This is a genomic window from Krasilnikoviella flava, assembly GCF_900167525.1.
Lineage (GTDB): Bacteria > Actinomycetota > Actinomycetes > Actinomycetales > Cellulomonadaceae > Isoptericola > Isoptericola flavus.
This window is the reverse complement of record NZ_FUZQ01000002.1, coordinates 37872-56449: the sequence shown is the minus strand read 5'-3', so window position 1 is coordinate 56449 and position 18578 is coordinate 37872. Positions and strand designations below refer to the sequence as shown.

General features: G+C 74.0%; 16 protein-coding genes. 9 read left to right on the top strand and 7 right to left on the bottom strand.

The window, feature by feature from the left end; genetic code table 11:
- Window positions 1-83: 83 nt before the first annotated feature.
- From B5Y66_RS04865 to B5Y66_RS04845, 5 genes are all read right to left on the bottom strand, one after another.
- Entirely contained in the window at window positions 84-1043 is a 960-nt protein-coding gene (locus B5Y66_RS04865; protein WP_079571973.1) for a 3-hydroxyacyl-CoA dehydrogenase family protein, read from the bottom strand.
- A gap of 35 nt (window positions 1044-1078) precedes the next feature.
- Complete coding sequence (locus B5Y66_RS04860; protein ID WP_079571971.1) at window positions 1079-1852, bottom strand: triose-phosphate isomerase family protein; 774 nt, start codon at window positions 1850-1852, stop codon at window positions 1079-1081.
- A complete protein-coding gene (locus B5Y66_RS04855) occupies window positions 1849-2367 on the bottom strand; it encodes a ribose-5-phosphate isomerase (RefSeq protein WP_079571968.1) in 519 nt (172 codons plus the stop codon). The genes B5Y66_RS04860 and B5Y66_RS04855 overlap by 4 nt, the downstream gene beginning before the upstream one ends.
- Window positions 2364-4106, bottom strand: a complete 1743-nt coding sequence (locus tag B5Y66_RS04850) for a dihydroxyacetone kinase family protein (protein WP_079571966.1) — start codon at window positions 4104-4106, stop codon at window positions 2364-2366. Before B5Y66_RS04850 ends, B5Y66_RS04855 begins: the two co-directional genes overlap by 4 nt.
- A gap of 65 nt (window positions 4107-4171) precedes the next feature.
- Complete coding sequence (locus B5Y66_RS04845) at window positions 4172-5101, bottom strand: sugar phosphate isomerase/epimerase family protein (protein WP_079571963.1); 930 nt, start codon at window positions 5099-5101, stop codon at window positions 4172-4174.
- Between the two features lie 241 nt (window positions 5102-5342).
- Here B5Y66_RS04845 and B5Y66_RS04840 point away from each other — a divergent pair, with 241 nt between their 5' ends.
- From B5Y66_RS04840 to B5Y66_RS04825, 4 genes are all read left to right on the top strand, one after another.
- Window positions 5343-6479, top strand: coding sequence for a Gfo/Idh/MocA family protein (locus B5Y66_RS04840; RefSeq protein ID WP_079573189.1), 1137 nt, complete (start codon window positions 5343-5345; stop codon window positions 6477-6479).
- A 53-nt stretch (window positions 6480-6532) separates the two neighbouring features.
- Window positions 6533-7744, top strand: a complete 1212-nt coding sequence (locus tag B5Y66_RS04835) for a dihydrodipicolinate synthase family protein (protein ID WP_079573187.1) — start codon at window positions 6533-6535, stop codon at window positions 7742-7744.
- Complete coding sequence (locus B5Y66_RS04830; RefSeq protein ID WP_079571960.1) at window positions 7741-8640, top strand: sugar phosphate isomerase/epimerase family protein; 900 nt, start codon at window positions 7741-7743, stop codon at window positions 8638-8640. The genes B5Y66_RS04835 and B5Y66_RS04830 overlap by 4 nt, the downstream gene beginning before the upstream one ends.
- Before the next feature lie 223 nt (window positions 8641-8863).
- A complete protein-coding gene (locus B5Y66_RS04825; protein ID WP_079571957.1) occupies window positions 8864-9295 on the top strand; it encodes a hypothetical protein in 432 nt (143 codons plus the stop codon).
- Between the two features lie 83 nt (window positions 9296-9378).
- On the opposite strand, the gene B5Y66_RS04820 is transcribed toward B5Y66_RS04825, so the two are convergent.
- Together B5Y66_RS04820 and B5Y66_RS04815 are read right to left on the bottom strand one after the other, a co-directional pair.
- On the bottom strand, window positions 9379-10629 hold the full coding sequence (locus B5Y66_RS04820; RefSeq protein ID WP_245806943.1) for a glycoside hydrolase 5 family protein: 1251 nt from the start codon (window positions 10627-10629) through the stop codon (window positions 9379-9381).
- 38 nt (window positions 10630-10667) lie between these two features.
- Complete coding sequence (locus tag B5Y66_RS04815; RefSeq protein WP_245806942.1) at window positions 10668-11657, bottom strand: LacI family DNA-binding transcriptional regulator; 990 nt, start codon at window positions 11655-11657, stop codon at window positions 10668-10670.
- Window positions 11658-11827: 170 nt separating this feature from the next.
- Between B5Y66_RS04815 and B5Y66_RS04810 the strand changes: the two genes are divergently transcribed.
- The 5 genes from B5Y66_RS04810 to B5Y66_RS04790 are packed head-to-tail and all read left to right on the top strand — an operon-like array spanning window position 11828 to window position 18548.
- Window positions 11828-13114, top strand: a complete 1287-nt coding sequence (locus B5Y66_RS04810; protein WP_079571951.1) for an ABC transporter substrate-binding protein — start codon at window positions 11828-11830, stop codon at window positions 13112-13114.
- 25 nt (window positions 13115-13139) lie between these two features.
- On the top strand, window positions 13140-14075 hold the full coding sequence (locus tag B5Y66_RS04805) for a carbohydrate ABC transporter permease (protein ID WP_079571949.1): 936 nt from the start codon (window positions 13140-13142) through the stop codon (window positions 14073-14075).
- A gap of 26 nt (window positions 14076-14101) precedes the next feature.
- Window positions 14102-14956 carry a carbohydrate ABC transporter permease gene (locus B5Y66_RS04800; protein WP_217700731.1) on the top strand — a complete coding sequence of 285 codons (855 nt, stop codon included), beginning with the start codon at window positions 14102-14104 and terminating at the stop codon, window positions 14954-14956.
- Window positions 14953-17241 (top strand): glycoside hydrolase family 3 protein, encoded by a 2289-nt coding sequence (locus B5Y66_RS04795; RefSeq protein ID WP_079571946.1) that lies wholly within the window; start codon window positions 14953-14955, stop codon window positions 17239-17241. The genes B5Y66_RS04800 and B5Y66_RS04795 overlap by 4 nt, the downstream gene beginning before the upstream one ends.
- On the top strand, window positions 17229-18548 hold the full coding sequence (locus tag B5Y66_RS04790; RefSeq protein WP_245806941.1) for a glycoside hydrolase family 125 protein: 1320 nt from the start codon (window positions 17229-17231) through the stop codon (window positions 18546-18548). Before B5Y66_RS04795 ends, B5Y66_RS04790 begins: the two co-directional genes overlap by 13 nt.
- The last annotated feature ends 30 nt before the right edge of the window (window positions 18549-18578 follow it).

Genomic DNA, 18578 nt, shown 5'->3' with positions numbered 1-18578 from the left:
GTGGCGGGCACGGCTCGGCGACGAGCGGTGCCCGGGGTGGGTCGCGGCGCGGCCCGGCGGCTCCGCCGGGCCGCGCGGGCAGGTCAGGCCGGGGCCGGCCCGAGACCGCGCACGAGGCGACCCATCTCGCTGTACGCCTTGTTGCGGTGGGCGACGAGCGCCTTGACCTGCTCCGGCGTGTAGTCCTTCAGCAGGCCCTTGCCGTTCTTGACGCCGCGCCGGTCGCCCGCCACGGCCTCCTGGATGAGGTCCGGCGTGCTCAGCCGCTCGCCGAAGGCCTCCTCGAAGGTGCGGAACCCGCCGGCGTACACGTCCAGGCCGGCCTGGTCCGCGATGGCGAACGGGCCGAAGAAGCCCAGCCGGAAGCCGAATGTCGTGCGCACCACGGTGTCGATGTCCTCGGGGGACGCGATGCCCTCCTCGGCGATCGACATCGCCTCCTTGAGCAGCACGTACTGCAGGCGGTTGAGCACGAAGCCGGGCACGTCGGCGACGATCGCGGCCTCGCGGCCCGCCTTGGCGAGCAGCTCCTTGACCGCGGGCACGACGGCCTCGTCGGTGCGCTCGCCGAGCACGAGCTCGACGCCCGGGATGAACGGTGCGGGGTTCGAGAAGTGGACGGTGAGGAACCGCTCCGGGTTCTTCACCGCCGTCGCGAGCACCCGGGCGGGGATCGTCGACGTGTTCGACCCGATGATCGCGTCCTCGCGGGCCGCGGCCGAGATGCGGCCCAGCACGTCGTGCTTGACCTCGACCGACTCGAAGACGACCTCCTCGACGAAGTCGACGTCCGCGACCGCCTCCTCGATCGACGGTGCCGTGCGCAGGTTCGCGCGGATCGTCTCCGTCGCGCCGGCGTCGTACAGGCCCTCGTCCTCGAACTCCTGCGCCTCGCCGAGCAGGCGGGCGTAGGCGGCCTCGGTCGCCTCGGCGGAGACGTCGGCGATCGTGACGGGCAGGCCCGCGAGCGCGAGCGACTGCGCGATGCCGCCTCCCATGTAGCCGGCACCGATCACGGCGACGCTGCTGATGCTGGTGACCATCGTTGCTTCCTCTCTCGTGGTCCAGTCTGTGGCGGTCACGGCCGGACGGCCGAATCCGCAGGTCGCGCGGCCGCGGCCTCGTCGAGCACGTCGCGCAGGGCGGCGACGTCGTGGGCGAACCGCCCGAGGAACACCCCGTCGACGGCGCCGGCGAGCGCCGTGAGGGTGCCCGGGCCGGCGGCCCCGCCGTAGAGCACCCGGCCCTCGACGCCGAGCGCGTCGAGGCGCTCGCGCAGCGCGCGAGCCACCGTCACGACGTGCGCGGCGGGCGCGGGGCGGGGGGCGCCGATGGCCCACACGGGCTCGTAGCCGACGACGACGTCCGGCGCCCCCGAGCCGCGCAGGGCGTCCTCGAGCTGGTCCGCGGCGACCGCGGCGGCCTCCGTCGGGGAGGTCTGTTCCTCCTCGCCCACGCAGAGCAGGGGCGTCACCCCCGCCTCGACGAGGCGGGCCACCTTGGCGCGCACCACGTCGCCGTCCTCATGGAACGCCGAGCGCCGCTCGGCATGGCCGACGACGGCGAGCCGACACCCGAGCTCGGCGAGCAGCGCCGCGGTGACCTCGCCGGTCTGCGCGCCCTGCGCCCCGGGCGCGACGTCCTGCGCGCCCCACCTCGCGGACGTCCTGGCCAGCAGCCGCGCGGCCGCGGGCAGCAGGGGGAACGACGGCAGGACGGCGAGCTCGACGTCGCCCGCCGGGGTGGTGGCCGCGCTCGTCGCCACCTCCGCGACCTCGGTGAGCCAGCGCTCCGTGTCCGCGGCCCCCAGGTACGCCTTGAGGGAGACGGCGACGAGCGGCCTGCGGGTCATCCGCAGGACCCGACGGGCTCCGGGACGGCCCCGGTGCCCGCGTCGGCCTCGACCTCGCCGATCGCCGCGACCTTGGACGCGGACGCCGACGTCGGGTCGAACCGGTAGCCGAGCCACTCGCGCAGCAGACGCCGCGCCAGCTCGATACCGACCACGCGCTGGCCGAAGCACAGCACCTGGGCGTCGTTGGACAGCACGGCACGCTCCACGGAGAAGGAGTCGTGGGCGGTGACGGCGCGGACTCCGGGCACCTTGTTCGCGGCGATGGCGACGCCGAGGCCCGTGCCGCACACGAGCAGCGCCCGGTCGGCCTTGCCCTCGGCGACGAGCCGCGCCGCGGCGGCACCCACGTACGGGTAGTGCGTGTGCTCGTCGGCGCCCACGCCGACGTCGGTGACCGAGGCGACGCGGGCGTCGGCCTCGAGGTCGGCCTTGAGCAGCTCCTTGTAGTCGAACCCGGCGTCGTCCGAGCCGACGACGACCCGCAGCGCGGTCGTCTCCTGCGTCGTGGTCATCGTGCAGCCACCTCCACGTCGTCCGTGCTGACGCCGAGCGCGGCCCCCACCTCGGCGAGGAGGAGCGCGAGCGACGTCGCCCCCGGGTCGGCGACCCCGAGGCTCTTGTCCCCCAGCACGCGCGACCTGCCGCGACGTGCCGTGATGTCCTGCGTGCGGGCGGCGCCCTCGCGGGCGGCCCGCACGGCGGCGCGCCACGCGTCGGCGGCGGTCGCGCCGTCCGCGTGCGCCGCGGCCAGCGCCTCGACGGCCGGGTCGAGCGCGTCGACGAGCGTCTTGTCCCCGACGCGGGCGCCGCCCACCGCGCACACCTCGTCGCGAGCGGCGCGGACGCCGTCGGCGACGTGCGTGCCGGTCAGCGCGACGTCGGCCGCGAGCCCGTCGGCCAGCGCGAGCAGCCCGACGCCCCACAGGGCGCCCGAGGTCCCGCCCGCCCGGTCGGCCCAGCGGTCGGCCGCGCGGCGCAGCACGGACGGGGCGTCCGCGCCGGCGGCCAGCGCCTCGTCGGCCGCCCCGACCGCGGCGTCGACCCCGCGCGCCATCCCCCGGCCGTGGTCGCCGTCACCGGCGACGGCGTCGAGCCGGCCGAGCTCGTCCTCCGCGGCGTGCAGCACCTCCTGCGCGCGGTGCAGCGCCCGCACGACGGTGCGAGCGGCGGCGGCCCCCTCGGCGGTGGTCGCCAGGACGAGCGGCGGCTCCGGCTCGGTGGCCGCCTCGGGCGCGGACGACGACGGTGCGGCGCGCCAGCCGCCGTGCCGGAACGCGGGCGTGGTGGCGGGCGCGAGCCACAGCGGCTCGAGCTCGTCGTCGAGCCACGCGACGGTCAGCGAGCAGCCCGCCATGTCGAGGCTGGTGACGTACTCACCGACGAGCGGCGCGACGAGCGTGACGCCCTGCTCGAGCAGGAGGTCGTGCACCCGGTCCCACAGCACGAAGAGCTCCTCGTACTTCACCGTGCCGAGGCCGTTGAGCAGGACGGCGGCGCGCCCGTCGGCGTCGCCGGGCCGGTCCGCGAGCACGCGCCCCACGAGCTCGGCGGCGAGGTCCGCCGCCGGAGGCACCTGCTCCTCGCCGATGCCCGGCTCGCCGTGGATGCCGAGGCCCCAGCCGGCCGTCCCCTCCGGGAGGCTGAAGAGCGGCGAGTCCGCGCCGGGCAGCGTGCAGCCGTCGAAGGCGACGCCGAAGGAGCGGGTGCGCTCGTTCGCCAGCCCCGCGAGACGGTCCACCTCGGCCAGGTCGGCGCCCGACTCCGCGGCAGCGCCCGCGACCTTGAAGACCACCAGGTCGCCCGCGACGCCGCGGCGCTCCGCCGCGCGGTCCGCGGGGGCCGAGGCGACGTCGTCGGTCACGAGGCGTACGGCCACGTCGACGCCCTGGGCGCGCAGGCGGCTGGCCGCCGCGCCGAAGTTGAGGACGTCACCGGCGTAGTTGCCGAACGACAGCCAGATGCCGGCGCCCGCGTCGGCGGCGCGGCACACGTCGAGCACCTGGCGGGTGGACGGGGAGGCGAAGACCTCGCCGCAGACGGCGGCGTCGGCCACGCCCTCGCCGACCAGCCCGGCGAACGCCGGGTAGTGGCCGGAGCCGCCGCCGACGACGACGGCGACCTTGCCGGGGCGGGTGCCCTCGGCGCGCGCCACCCCGCCGGGCACCCGGCGCAGGGTGCCCGGATGGGCCTTGACGAGGCCGCTCAGGGCCTCGCGGGCGAAGTCCTCGGGACGGTTGTGGACGTACGTCATGGACCAGCACCTTTGCTCGTGCGAATCGGGGTGGCGCGCCGCGGGCGCACCGGAGGGGCGGAGGCTCAGCGCCCGGCGGAGCGCAGGACGCCGCGGATGTAGTCGCGGTTGAGCGCGGCGACCCCGAGGCTGTCGGACCCGTAGTGCTCGCAGACGAACACGCCGTCGAAACCGTGCTCGAGCGCCTGGCGGATCATCACGCGGTAGTTGACGACGCCCTGCACCAGCGGGGTCGGGTGGGTCGCGTACGCGCCCGTCGCCAGGTCCACGTCGCGCGTGTAGTTCTTGATGTGCCAGAAGTTCGTGTGGGGCAGCACCTTGGCGAACATCGTCGGGATGTCCTCGATCTCCCGGTGCAGGCGCACGAGGTTGCCGAGGTCCGGGTTGAGGCCGACGTTGTCCCGGTCGACGTCCTGCAGGAAGCGCACCGCGAGGTCCGGCGTGCCGATGTACGTGTCCTCGTACATCTCGAGGCTGACCTGGACGCCCACCTGGGCGGCGTGGTCGGCGAGCTCCCGGATCCGGCGGACGGCCAGGTCACGGTTCTCGGTGTCCTCGAGGTCGTCGCGGTGCCCCTCGGCGAGCCAGAACCACAGCGCCCGCTCCTGGGCGGGCGCGAGCGCCTGCATGAAGCCGAAGTTCACGACCTCGGCGCCGAGCGCCGGCGCCCGGTCGATGATCGTGTGCCCGAACCGCAGGTAGTCCTCCCCGCGGGCGGCGTCCACGACGCTGCGGCGCGTGGTCGACACGGACGGCACGCTGAGCCCGACCTCCTTGAGGACGACGAGCAGCTCGTCGAACCGCACGTCGCTCATCTCCCCGATCGACAGCCAGGCGTCGGTGGGGTCGACGTCGGTGAAGCCGAGGTCGGCCACCTGCTGGAGCTGGCTCCGCCACGCCGCCGCGGGGGCCTCGAGGTTGGGAGTGCCGTCCGCGGCCGTGGAGCCGAAGGACAGCATGTTGGCCGCGATGGGCCAGGTGTCGGCAGTACGCAAGGGGATCTCCGTCGATCGGGGCGAATCGTGTTTCCTATAGGAAACACGGATGACCCTGAGGTGTCAACCAGCCGGATTCCCGCATGTCCCGAGCGGGCGGCACGGCTCCCTTCTTGACGCCGGCGCCCACGGCGTCCTACTTTGAGGGAAAGCGCATTCCGAATTCGCGTCTCCCCTCCGGGACGCACCGACGAAGGAGTCCCGAGTGAGCACCACTCCCACGCGCACCCTGCGCATCGCGATGAACGGCGTCACCGGCCGCATGGGCTACCGCCAGCACCTCGTGCGCTCGATCCTGCCGATCCGCGACCAGGGCGGCGTCGAGCTGCCCGACGGCTCGCGCGTGCAGGTGGAGCCCGTGCTCGTGGGCCGCAACGAGTCCAAGCTCGCCGAGCTGGCCGAGCAGCACGGGGTCACGGAATACACCACCGACCTCGACGGGATCATCGCCGACCCCTCGATCGACGTCGTCTTCGACGCCTCGATGACGTCGCTGCGCGCCAAGACGCTCACCAAGGCCATGCAGGCCGGCAAGCACGTCTACACCGAGAAGCCGACCGCGGAGACGCTGGCCGAGGCCGTCGACCTGGCCCGGCTGCGCGACGAGACCGGCGTCACCGCCGGCGTCGTGCACGACAAGCTGTACCTGCCCGGCCTGGTGAAGCTCCGTCGCCTCGTGGACGAGGGCTTCTTCGGCCGCATCCTGTCGCTGCGCGGCGAGTTCGGCTACTGGGTGTTCGAGGGCGAGCACCAGGCCGCGCAGCGCCCGTCGTGGAACTACCGCAAGGAGGACGGCGGCGGCATGACCACGGACATGTTCTGCCACTGGAACTACGTCCTCGAGGGCATCCTCGGCGCGGTCAAGACCGTCAACGCGCAGACCACCACCCACATCCCCACCCGATGGGACGAGCAGGGCAAGGAGTACGCGGCCACCGCCGACGACGCCGCGTACGGCATCTTCGAGATCGAGACCCCGGGCGGCGACCCGGTCGTGGCGCAGATCAACTCCTCCTGGGCCGTGCGCGTGTACCGCGACGAGCTCGTGGAGTTCCAGATCGACGGCACCCACGGCTCGGCCGTCGCGGGGCTGCGCAAGTGCGTCGCGCAGCAGCGCGCCCACACCCCCAAGCCCGTGTGGAACCCGGACCTGCCCGTCACGGAGCCCTTCCGCGACCAGTGGCTCGAGGTGCCCGCCAACGCCGACCTCGACAACGGCTTCAAGCTGCAGTGGGAGGAGTTCCTGCGCGACGTCGTCGCCGGCCGCCCGCACCGCTTCGACCTGCTGTCCGCCGCGCGCGGCGTGCAGCTCGCCGAGCTGGGCCTGCAGTCGTCGGCCGAGGGCCGCCGTCTCGACGTCCCGGAGATCACGCTGTGACGACACCGACCGCCACCCGCCTGCTCCCCGTGCTGGAGCCCTCCGGCGTCACCGTGCGCCTCCCCCGGTTCGACGCCGCGGGGCGCGCCACGGGCACCGAGGTGCGCGAGCTGCACGCGCCCGGCCCGTGGACCACGCCGTCCGGCCCGATCACCTCGCGCGTCGCGTTCGCCGCGGCCCACGTCGTGCCGCAGGTCGGCGCCGAGAACGTGCCGGGCGCGCCCGCACTCGTGGACTGGGACGCGACGCTCGCCTACCGGCACCGGATCTGGGAGCACGGCCTGGGCGTCGCCGACGCCATGGACACCGCGCAGCGCGGGATGGGCCTGGACTGGGCCGCGACGCAGGAGCTCGTGCGCCGGTCGTCGGCGGAGGCCGCGTCCGTCGGCGCGCGCATCGCCTGCGGCGCGGGCACCGACCAGCTCGACCCCGCGTCCGTCGAGCCCGGCGAGGCCGGGCTGGCCGCCGTCACGGACGCGTACCGCGAGCAGGTCCGCGTGGTGCAGGACGCCGGGGCACAGGTCATCGTCATGGCCTCGCGCGCGCTGGCGAAGGTCGCGCGCTCCCCCGAGGACTACGCCAGTGTCTACGACGCGGTGCTGGCCGAGGCGGACAGGCCCGTCGTCCTGCACTGGCTCGGCACGATGTTCGACCCGGCCCTCGCGGGTTACTGGGGTTCCGACGACGTGGAGTCGGCGACGTCGACGTTCCTCGACCTCGTCAAGGCCCACCAGGACAAGGTCGACGGGGTCAAGGTCTCGCTGCTCGACGCGCAGCACGAGATCGGGCTGCGCCGTGCGCTCGCCGCGCTCGAGGGCTCGCCCGTGCGCCTGTACACCGGCGACGACTTCAACTACCCCGAGCTGATCGCGGGCGACGAGCAGGGGCACTCCGACGCCCTGCTCGGCATCTTCGCGGCGATCTACCCGGCCGCGTCCACCGCGCTGCAGGCGTTCGACGCCGGCACGGCCGGCGACCCGGACGGCGCGGCCCGCGGGCACGCGATCCTCGCCTCGACCGAGAAGCTGGGGCGGCACATCTTCGCGCCGCCGACCTACTACTACAAGACGGGCGTGGCGTTCCTGTCCTGGCTGAACGGGTTCCAGCCCGGCTTCCAGCTGGTCGGCGGCCTCCAGTCGGGCCGCTCGCTGGCGCACCTCGTGGAGCTGGCCCGTCTTGCCGACGGCTGCGGCATGCTGCTCGACCCCGCCCTGGCCGCGCGCCGCCTGGACGCCCTGCTGGTGACGAACGGGGTGACCGCGTGAGCGCCACCGGCAGCACCCCGGACCTGAGCCGCTGCTCGCTCAACACCGCCACCGTCAAGCACGCCACGCTCTCCGAGGCGGTCGACGCCGCCGCGTCGGCCGGGCTCGGCGCCGTCGGCCTGTGGCGCCACCAGGTGCAGGAGCACGGCGCCGAGAAGGCCGCGCGGATCGTGTCGGACGCCGGCCTGCGCGTGTCGTCGCTGTGCCGCGGCGGGTTCCTCACCGCCGCCGACGAGGCGGGCATCGCGGCCGCCCTCGACGACAACAAGCGCGCGATCGAGGAGACGGCGGGCGTCGGCACCCGCGAGCTGGTGTTCGTCGTCGGCGGGCTGCCCGCCCTCAGCGTGCCCGGCCAGGGGCCCCGCCCGGACGCCGGGCCGGGCGACCGGGACGTCGCCGCCGCCCGCGCCCGGGTGGCCGACCGCCTCGCCGAGCTCGCGCCGTTCGCGGCCGAGCACGACGTGCGGATCGTGCTCGAGGCGCTGCACCCGATGTTCGCCGCGGACCGCGCCGTGATCTCCACCCTCGGGCAGGCGCTCGACCTCGCCGCGCCGTTCGCCCCCGAGACCGTGGGCGTCGTCGTCGACACCTATCACGTGTGGTGGGACCCGCAGTTGCGGTCCTCGATCGCGCGGGCCGGGGCCGAGGGCCGGATCGCGGGCTACCAGGTGTGCGACTGGAACCTGCCGCTCGCCGCCGACCCGCTCAACTCGCGCGGCCACGTGGGCGACGGGTACGTCGACTTCCCGACGATCTCGCGGTGGGTCGCCGAGACGGGGTACACCGGGGACGTCGAGACCGAGATCTTCAACGAGGAGATCTGGGCCGCCGACCCCCGGGACACCGCCCGCACCGTCGGCGAGCGGTACGCGCGGCACGTGCTGCCGCACCTGTAGCCCGCCCAGCACACCGGGCCTTGACACCCCGGTGCGGGTCTGTCGCCGACGCCGGCCCGCCGCACGCCGCCCCGTCGCCTCATCGAGGCGGCGGGGCGTCGTCGTGCGGGACGAGGGCGCCGTGGGTATCGATCAGGATCGGAGAAGCGCGGCGGGGGGCCGGTCTCTAGCGTGGGTGGTGCGACGCCAGCGGGCGTCGCGCCACCAGCCGGGGAGGAACGTCATGGCCACGTCCGAGGGTCTGAGCGCCGACGAGCGCGCCGCCGTCAAGCAGCGTGCCAAGGAGCTGCGCGAGCAGGAGAAGGCGGGCAAGAACCGGGCGGCCGGCGAGAAGGCCGTGCGCGAGGCGATCGAGCCGCTCGAGGGCACCGACCGCGACATCGCCGAGGGCCTGTACCGCGTGGTGACCGAGGTCGCGCCCGCCCTCGTCCCGAAGACGTACTACGGCATGCCCGGGTTCGCGAACGCCGCCGGCAAGATCGTGGTGTTCGTGCAGCCCGCCGCGAAGTTCGGCACCCGCTACGCGACGGTCGGCTTCGACCCCGCCGCGCAGCTCGACGACGGCGACTACTGGCCGACCGCCTTCGCGGTGCTCGCCTGGACCCCCGCGTTCGAGGAGCGGCTCACCGCTCTGGTGCGCGCCGCGGCGGGCTGATCCCGAACGGGGCGACGCCCCGACGCCTCCTCGAGGCGGCGGGGCGTCGTCGTGCGGCGCCGTGGGACGTGGGACGTGGGACGTCAGCGCACCTCGGCGCGTGCGAGCTCGGTGACGCCGCGGGCGGCGAGCGCCGCAGGGTCGGCGGCGGTCGCGCTGGTCACGACGGTCACGTCGGCGCCCCGCTCGCGCAGCTCGTGCCAGAGCTCGAAGACGGCGCCCCCGGGGCCGAGCGAGGGACGCGAGAGCGGCAGGTCCGCGCCGTCGACGTCGACCACCACGCCGACGGTGCGCGGCTGCGCGAGCGGCAGCGCGCCCCGCCGGGCGTCGGCGACGACCTCCGCGAACCGGCGGCCGAGCGGCTTGACGCGGTTCTCGGTGTCGAGAAGACCGAGCGAGTACTCGAGGTCCTTGTAGTCCGCCAGGTCGCGGGTGACGTCGTGCGAGCACCACCAGGTGACGGCGAAAAGGTCGCTCGACGTCAGAGCGGCCTCGATCGTGCGCGAGCAGAACTCGGGCATCTCGGCCTCGGCGAGGTTCATCGACGGGGCGCCGACCTCCTGCAGCCACACCTGGCGGCCGGGGTCGGTGGCGAAGGCCTTCGACAGCTCGATCATCCACTCCGCGTGCCGCACGGACTGCGGCGACAGCGCGCCGTAACGGGTGGCGGTCCCGTTGAAGATCCAGGAGTGCACGGTGGTCATGTCGCCGAGCCGCGAGGCGTGCTCAGGCAGGAACGAGTGGTCGTCCCAGTACCAGAGGTGGTCGTTCTCGCTGTGCACGACGACGTGGCGCGGGTCGCGGTCGCGGGGCGCCTCGAGCAGCGACGTCATCCAGTGGGTCACCTGGTCGGCGGTGGCGGGCATCGCGGCCGGGTTCGGCTCCAGGAACTGGTTGAGCTCGTTGCCGAGGGTGAGGCCCATGAAGTTCGGCCTGTCGCGCACGGCGTCGTAGACGGCGGCCACGAGGGCGGCCTGGGCGTCGATCGCGCCCTGGTCGGCGAACATGTTGCCGTCGTGCCAGTTCACGAGCCAGGCGGGGACGAAGTCGAAGCCCGACATGTGCCCCTGGATGACGTCGACCGCGACGTCGAGCCCGAACTCCGCGGCGACGTCGGTCACGAGCGCGACGTCGTCGAGCGCGCGGCGGCGCACCAGCGTGCGGTTCGGCTGCAGCACGGGCCACAGCGGGAAGACACGGACGTGGTCGACGCCCAGCCCGGCGATCGCCTCGAAGTCGGCGCGGACGACATCGGGGTCGACGGCCATCCACTGGAACATCCAGTCGCGGGACGGGGTGTAGTTGACGCCGAAGCGCGGCACGGTCGAAGTCAAGGTGCTTCCTCGCTGTGTCTCGGTGGTGCTGGGGGTGGTTACTGGGGCGCCGGCGCCGTCGAGTCGCGCACGACCAGCCGGCGACCGCTGACGGTCCGGGACTCGGCGGCCTCGCCGCGCACGAGCTGTTCGAGCAGCGCGACGGCGGTCCGCGCGCTCTCCTCGACGGGGGCGTCGAGGGCGGTGAGCCGCGGCCGCACGAGCGTCGAGACCCAGGAGTCCTCCCAGGCCACGACGGACAGCTGGTCGGGCACCCGGACGCCGACCTCCGGCGCGTGCGCGACGATCTGGGCGGCGATCGACTCGCTGTCCACGACGATCGCGGTCGCGGCGCCGAGGCGGCCGAGGAGGTCGGCGACCGGGTCGCCGGCAGCCGGGTCCCAGGCGACGAACGTGGCCTCGACCCCCAGCTCGGCGGCAGCCCGCGAGAAGCGTCGGTCGCGAGCCCCCGTGTGGGCGAGGCCAGGTGCGTCGGTGACGCGGGCGACGCCGCGGTGGCCGAGGCCGGCGAGGTGGTCGAGGACGGTGGCGAACGCCGTCTCGTCCTGCACGGTGACGGCCGGGACGCCGTCCTCGACGGGCGCACCGAGCAGCACCGCGGGGGCGCCGAGCTGCTCGACGAGGCCGAGCCGCGGGTCGTCGTCCCGTACGTCGACCAGCAGGAAGGCGTCGACGCGCTGCTCGCCCCACCACTGCCGGTAGACTCGCTCCTCCTCGTCGGCCTGCACCAGGGTGAGCGAGAGCGACCACCCGATGTCGGCGAGCGGCTCCGTGAGCCCGGCGAGCAGGCGCATGAAGAACGGGTCCCGGCCGAACGTGTCCCGCGAGCGGGCGATGACGAGGCCGAGGCTGCGTCCGCCCTGACCGGAGATCTTGCGGCTCGCGTAGTTGGGCCGCCAGTTGAGCTCGTCGGCCGCCGCGCGGATCCGGGCTGCCGTCGCCTCGGACACGTTGGGGCGCCCGTTGAAGGCGTGCGACACGGCGGAGGGCGAGACGCCGGCGCGGCGGGCGACGTCGGCGATCGTCACGCGTTTCGGGCTCGTTGCTGTCATGGTGCGTCCGAGAGTAGGGGGTTGACCCTCCCGTGTAAAGCGGTATACGTTGCTCGCCACTTGATGTGTACCGCTTTACAAGAGGCGGTGTCGGAGGACGGTCTCCGACCACCTGAACGACGCACCGCAGCTCCCAGGGAGGCTCAGTGACCCACGACGTCAGCAGGCGTGCCGTGCTGAAAGCCGTGTTCGGCAGCGCCATCGCCACGCCGCTCCTCGCGAGCTGCGGAGCCCTCGTCCCCGCGTCCAGCGGGCCGGGCTCGATCTCCGTGCACACCCAGCTCAGCGGCGCCGTCGCCGGCGCCCAGGTGTTCTCGGACGTGGTCGCGGCCTACCGGCGCCGCACCGGCCGCATCGTCGCCCAGCTCAAGAACGGCTCCGACCTGCCCATCGTCTTCGAGACGAGCACGCTTGCGGGCAAGCAGGCCGACGTCGCGATCGTCAACATGATGGGCCGCACGCTGGGCTGGACGGACGCCGGTGCGACCATCCCGGTGACCGACCTGCTCGACGCCTGGGACCTGCGCGACAAGATCCTGCCCGAGGCCGTGGCGGAGTGGACCGACGACGAGGGCCGCCTGCGGGCGTTCCCCTTCACACGGACCAACTGGCCCGTGTCCTTCAACACCGGCCTCCTCGAGGAGGCCGGCGTCGAGGTCCCCACCACGTCCGACGAGCTGATCGCCGTCGCCGACGCCCTGCGGTCGAAGGGCATCGGACCGGTCACGGTGGGCGGCTCGGACTGGAGCGGGCAGAAGCTGTTCCTGCAGATCCTCCAGGGGTTCGTCAGCCAGGAGGAGGCGCGCACCGTCTTCTCGACCGGCAAGCTCTCCGAGAGCGCCGGCGCCGTCGCGGGCGTGGAGCACTTCGTCATGCTGCGCGACGCGGGCGTCTTCGTCGACGACGTGCAGGGCTACACCTCGGACTCCGAGCTCACGCAGTTCAACACCCGCAAGGCCGCCATCGTGCCCGCGATGTCCTCGGCGCTCGCCCTCGTCCCGAACGAGCGGGCGAAGGAGGTCACCGTCGGCGGCTGGCCGGTCCCGTCGAGCGGCGGCGTGCTGGCACACCCCAGCGTCATCAAGAGCTACAACGGGCACGGCATCTGGATCAGCGAGAACGGCGCCGACAAGCTCGACCTCATCAAGCCGTTCGTCCAGGACCTGTACTCCGACGAGGTCACCGACGCGTTCGTCCTGGGCTCCGGCCGCGACATGAACCGCGTCACCGACACGGTCAGCCAGGACTTCCCGCTGGTCGCGCAGGCGTCCCGCCTCACCGACGACGACGTCACGCCCGTGATGCTGCCCGACCTGCTCATCCCCGACTCCGTCTTCGAACCGATGATCAAGGTGACCGCCATGGCCTACGGGTCCTCCGCGTCCGCCGCACGGATCGTCGACGCGTTCGAGAAGTCCTACGACGCGGCCTGACCGCCGGCGCCACGAAAGGATCCCCATGACCGCCCTCGTCGACGCCGGCGCTCCCGCCGCCACCCGCAACCCGCCTCCGGGCACCCCCGCCAGGACCCGGCGCAGGACGCTCCGCGAGCGGTTCCCCGGCCTCGCCCTGCCCGCGCTCGTCTGGTACGCGGTGTTCATGATCGGCCCCGTGGTGGCGATGTTCGTCATCGCGTTCCTGTCGTGGCCGGGCATGCTCGCCACGCCGACGTTCGCGGGGTTCGACAACTTCGCCACCGTGTTCTCGGACGAGACGTTCTGGGCCGCGACCCGCAACTCCGCCGTCCAGATCGTCGTCGGGCTGCCGATCATGATCGTGCTCGCCTTCCTGCTCGCGTTCTACGTGGTGCAGAAGCCGCGCGGGCACCGGGTGCTGCGGTACCTGCTCTTCATCCCGGCGCTCATCTCCGCCCCCGCGACGGCGATGGTGTTCTACGCGATGCTCAACCCGGACGGCCTCGTCAACGGCGTGCTGCGCCCGCTCGGGTTCGACGGCACCGCGTGGCTCGCCGACCCGACCACGGCCCTGGGCGCGATCATCGCCGTCGAGCTGTGGAGCGGCATCGGCTACTCCGCCGTGCTCATCGCCTCCCGCCTCGACGGCGTGGACACCGAGATCGTCTCCGCGGCACGCATCGACGGTGCCGACGACTGGCGCATCGCCTGGCGCATGTACTGGCCCATCGCGCGCGACTTCATCGGCGTCGTCACGATGCTCCAGTTCCTGTCGATGCTCTTCAACTCGGCGCAGAACGTGCTGCTGCTGACCCAGGGCGGCCCCGGCACCTCGACGACGACCCTCGCCTACCTCATCTACCAGAAGGCGTTCGTCGAGGCCGACCTCGGCTACAGCCAGGCCGTCGGCGTCATCCTCTTCGTGATCGGGCTGCTGGGCATGGGCGCCATCCGGCGCGTGCTCCGCGCGACCCACTGATCCCCGACCAGCCCCAGGAGCAAGCCATGGCCCGGCGCACCACCACCCTCCCGATGCGCGACCGCATCGGCTCGATCACGAGCGGCACGCTCGCCTGGATCTACGCCGCCCTGCTGATCGTGCCCTTCTACTACTTCATCGTCTCGTCGTTCAAGGACAACGAGCAGATCTTCGAGTCCCCGCTGTCGCTGCCGACCACGTGGGACCTGTCGAACTTCGTGACGGCGATCGACCAGGCCGACCTCTGGCTCGCCATCGCGAACTCGGTGCTGACGACGCTCGCCGCCCTGGTCCTCACGCTGGTGCTGGCGCTGCCCGCGTCGTTCGCGCTGGCCCGCGCCCGCGGCCGTGCCGGCAAGGTCGTCGAGGGCGTCTTCGCGCTCGGCTTCCTGATCCCGTCGTTCGCCGCGCTCTTCCCGACGTTCCTGCTCGCGGCGGCGCTCGGCCTCTTCCACACGCGCACGTTCGTCGTCTTCCTGCTGCCGGCCACCGCCCTCCCGCTCTCGATCGTCATCCTCACGTCGTTCATGCGGACGATCCCGCGGGAGCTCGAGGAGGCCGCGTCCATGGACGGCGCCACCTCCCTGCAGGTGCTGCGCCAGGTCTACCTGCCCATCTGCATCCCCGGCATCGCGACCGTGCTGCTGCTCAACTTCCTGTCGTTCTGGAACGCGTACCTGTACCCGCTGATCCTCATCGGGCCCGACACGGCGCAGCGCACGATCCAGGTCGCCCTGCCCACGCTCAAGGTGGACGCCGGCACCGACTACGGCGTCCTCATGGCAGGCACGCTGTTCACGCTGCTGCCCGTGTACCTCGTCTACACGGTGCTGCAGCGGCAGATGCAGCGCGCGCTGCTCTCGGGTGCGGTGAAGGGATGACGCCCGTCGCCGCCGCCTCGCTGCCCCTGCGGACCCGCATCGGCCAGGTCAACCAGCGCCTCAAGGGCTGGGAGGCCGTGCGCTGGGTCGACGGAGCGCCGCGCGTCACCGACGTCCTGCGCGCCGAGGTCGACCGGTGGGGCGGGCTCGGCGCCCTCTACGGCGTGCTACGCGCCGACCCCTGGTCGGCGGTGCGCTGGGAGAACGGCGTCCCGCCGGAGCGCAGCGCCGAGGCGTACGCCGCGGTGCAGGAGCACGTGACGCGGTACGGCGACGGCCTGCCCGTCCTGTTCGTCGAGGAGGCCCCGCACGGCCTGATGGCGCTCGGCGGGACGACGCTGCCCGTCAACCTTGCCCTGGGCGCCGGCATGGACGCCGCGCTCACCGAGGAGCTCGGCGCCCTCGTGGCGACGGAGGCACGCGCCCGCGGCACGCACGTCGCGCTCGTCTCGGGCCTCGACGTGCTGCGCGACCCGCGCTGGGGCCGGGCAGAGGAGTGCTTCTCCGAGGACCCGGCGCTGGCGGCGGCGCTCGTCGAGGCGACGGTCCGGGGCATGCAGGGCACGACGTCGTGCGACGACCCGATCGACGGCGGGCACGTCGCGGTCGTGGCCAAGCACCTGGCCGGCCAGGGGGCCGGTATCGGCGGCCGCAACGGCTCCGGAGCCCCGATCGGGCGGCGCGAGCTCGGCGAGCTGCACCTGCGCCCCGCGTTCGCCGCGGCGCGCGCGGGCGTCGCCGGGTACATGGCCGCGTACAACGACGTCGACGGCGTGCCGTGCAGCGCGAACGAGGAGCTGCTCACCGGCACGATCCGGGAGGCGTGGGGCTGGCGCGGGCTCGTGATGGCCGACGGCACCGCGATCGACCGCCTGCGCGACAGCTCCCCCGACCCCGCGTCGGCCGCCGCGCTCGCGCTGCAGGCGGGCGTGGACCTCAGCCTCTGGGACGAGGCGTTCACGCACGTCGAGAAGGCCCTGGACCGGGGCCTGGTCGAGGAGGCCGTGCTGAACCAAGCCGTCGACCGCGTGCTCGGGCTCAAGCAGCGCCTCGGGCTGCTCGGCGACCCCGTGCCCGCCACGCCGGCCCCCGAGCGGGACGTCGTCGCGCTCGTCGAGCGCGCCGCGCGGCAGTCCGTGGTCCTCGTGCGCGACGACGGCGTGCTGCCGCTGCGCGCCGGGGCGACGGTCGCCGTCGTCGGCCCGAACGCCGACGACCTCGACGCGCAGCTCGGCGACTACACGCCGCCGCGCCCGCCCTCGGACCCGGCGGCGTCCACGGTGCTGTCCGCGCTCACGGCCCGGCTCGGCGCGGGGACCGTGCGGCACGCCCCCGGCAGCCGGCTGCGCGGTCCGCTCGACGTCCGGCCCGACGAGCAGCCCGACGGGCCCCGTGCGCTCGACGCCGTGCGGGAGGCGTGCGCCGCCGCCGACGTGGCGGTCGTCGTGCTCGGCGGCTCCAGCCGGCGCAGCTACGACGACGAGTTCGCGGACAACGGCGCCGTCGAGGGCCCCGCCCCCGACACCACGAACGGCGAGGGCGTCGACCTGTCCTCGGTCGCCCTGCCGCAGGCCCAGCTCGACGTCGCGCGCGCCGCGCGGGCGTCCGGCCGTCCGGTGGTCGGCGTCGTCGTCGACGGTCGCCCGCGGGTGCTGAGCGAGCTGCTGCCGCTCGTCGACGCGCTGCTCGTCGTCCCGTTCCCCGGCCCCGCCGGCGGCGCCGCGATCGCCGACGCGCTGCTCACCGGAGCCGCCTCGGGCCGGCTGCCGGCCACGTTCCCCGCGGCCGACGGCGTCGTGCCCGTGGCGCACGACGAGCGGATGGAGACCGCCCGCGGCTACGTGGACAACCCCGTGCTGCGGGGGCTGCCGCTCGGGACCGCGCACACGCCCGGCGTCACGGCCGCCCTCCGTGCGGACGTGACCTCGGTCGCCGCGGCCGTCCTCGCCGAAGGCGGTGCCGCCGAGGTGGCCGTCGACGTCACCAACGACGGCCCGGCTCCCGCCACGGTGTCCGTGCCCCTCTACGGGCGGCGCCACGAGCGCGGCATCAGGCCGCGCCGCCGGACGCTGCTCGGCGTCCGGCGCGTCACGGTCGAGCCGGGCGCGACGACGCCGCTGACGTTCCGGCTCGGCCTCGACGAGCTCGGGTCGTGGGCCTCGGGCGTGCCCGCCGCCGTGCCGCTCACGGTCGGCGTGTGGTGCACCCCCGACACCGACCAGCCCGCCGACGCCGCGACCGTGCGCGTCACCGACCAGGAGGACTCCACCCCGTGGGAACGCTGAGCACGACCGGGCCCCACCGCCTCGACCCGGCGATCGACGCGACCCTGCACGCCGCCGCGGGCCGCGTGCGGGCCGTCGCGGGCGAGCGCGTCGGCGCGATGGTCGCCGCCGCGCTGCGGCGCACCCTGACCGACACGGTGACGATCGGCGCCGACGGCTCCGCGTTCGTCATCACCGGCGACATCCCCGCGATGTGGCTGCGCGACTCGACCACGCAGCTCACGCCCTACCTGCGGTTCCTGCGCGAGTGCCCGCCGCTGGCCGACCTGGTCGCGGCCGTCGTGCGCCGCCAGCTCGCCTGCCTGGACCACGACCCGTACGCCAACGCGTTCAACGACGGGCCCACGGGTGCGCACTACGACCCCGAGGACGTCTGCGACGACCCGCACGTGTGGGAGCAGAAGTACGAGGTCGACAGCCTCGCGTACCCCGTCACGCTGGCCCACCGGCTGTGGCGGGAGACCGGGCGCACGGACGTCCTCGACGACCGCACGCACCGCGTGCTGCGCACGGTCGTCGACCAGCTCCGCGCCGAGCAGCGGCACGAGAGCTCGCCGTACCGTTTCTCCCGCGAGACGGACATCCCCACGGAGACGCTCGCGCGTGACGGCCGCGGCACCCCGGTCGGGTTCACCGGCATGACGTGGAGCGCCTTCCGCCCCTCGGACGACGCCTGCACCTACGGGTACAACGTGCCGGCGAACCTGTTCGCCGCCCAGGCGCTGCGGGCCGTGGCGGAGATCGCCGACGAGGTGTACCGCGACCCGGCCCTGGCCGACGACGCGCGGGGGCTGTCCTGCGAGCTCGTCGACGGCGTCACCGCTCACGGGGTCGTGCCCGCCCCCGCTGGGTCCCCGGCCGCCGGCCGGCCGATGTACGCCTACGAGGTCGACGGGCTCGGCGGCGTGCTGTGCATGGACGACGCCAACACCCCCTCGCTGCTGTCCCTCCCGCTGACCGCCCCCGACGTCCTCGACGACGAGGTCTGGCGCGCGACGCGCGACTTCGTGCTCAGCCCGGCGAACCCGTACTGGTTCACGGGCACCGTGGCGGCCGGCGTCGGCAGCCCGCACACCAAGCCCGGCCACGTCTGGCCGATCGCCCTCGCCGTCGAGGGCCTCACCGGCACGCCCGAGGACCGCGTGCGTCTCCTGCGGCTGATCGCCGACACCGACGGCGGCACCGGGCGCGTGCACGAGAGCTTCGACCCGTCCGACCCGACGGCCTTCTCCCGGCCCTGGTTCTCGTGGGCCGACTCCATGTTCTGCGAGCTCGCACTCGCCGTGGCGGACGACGCCGGGGCCTGACGCTCCGGCACCTGGCGGCGGCACCGTCCG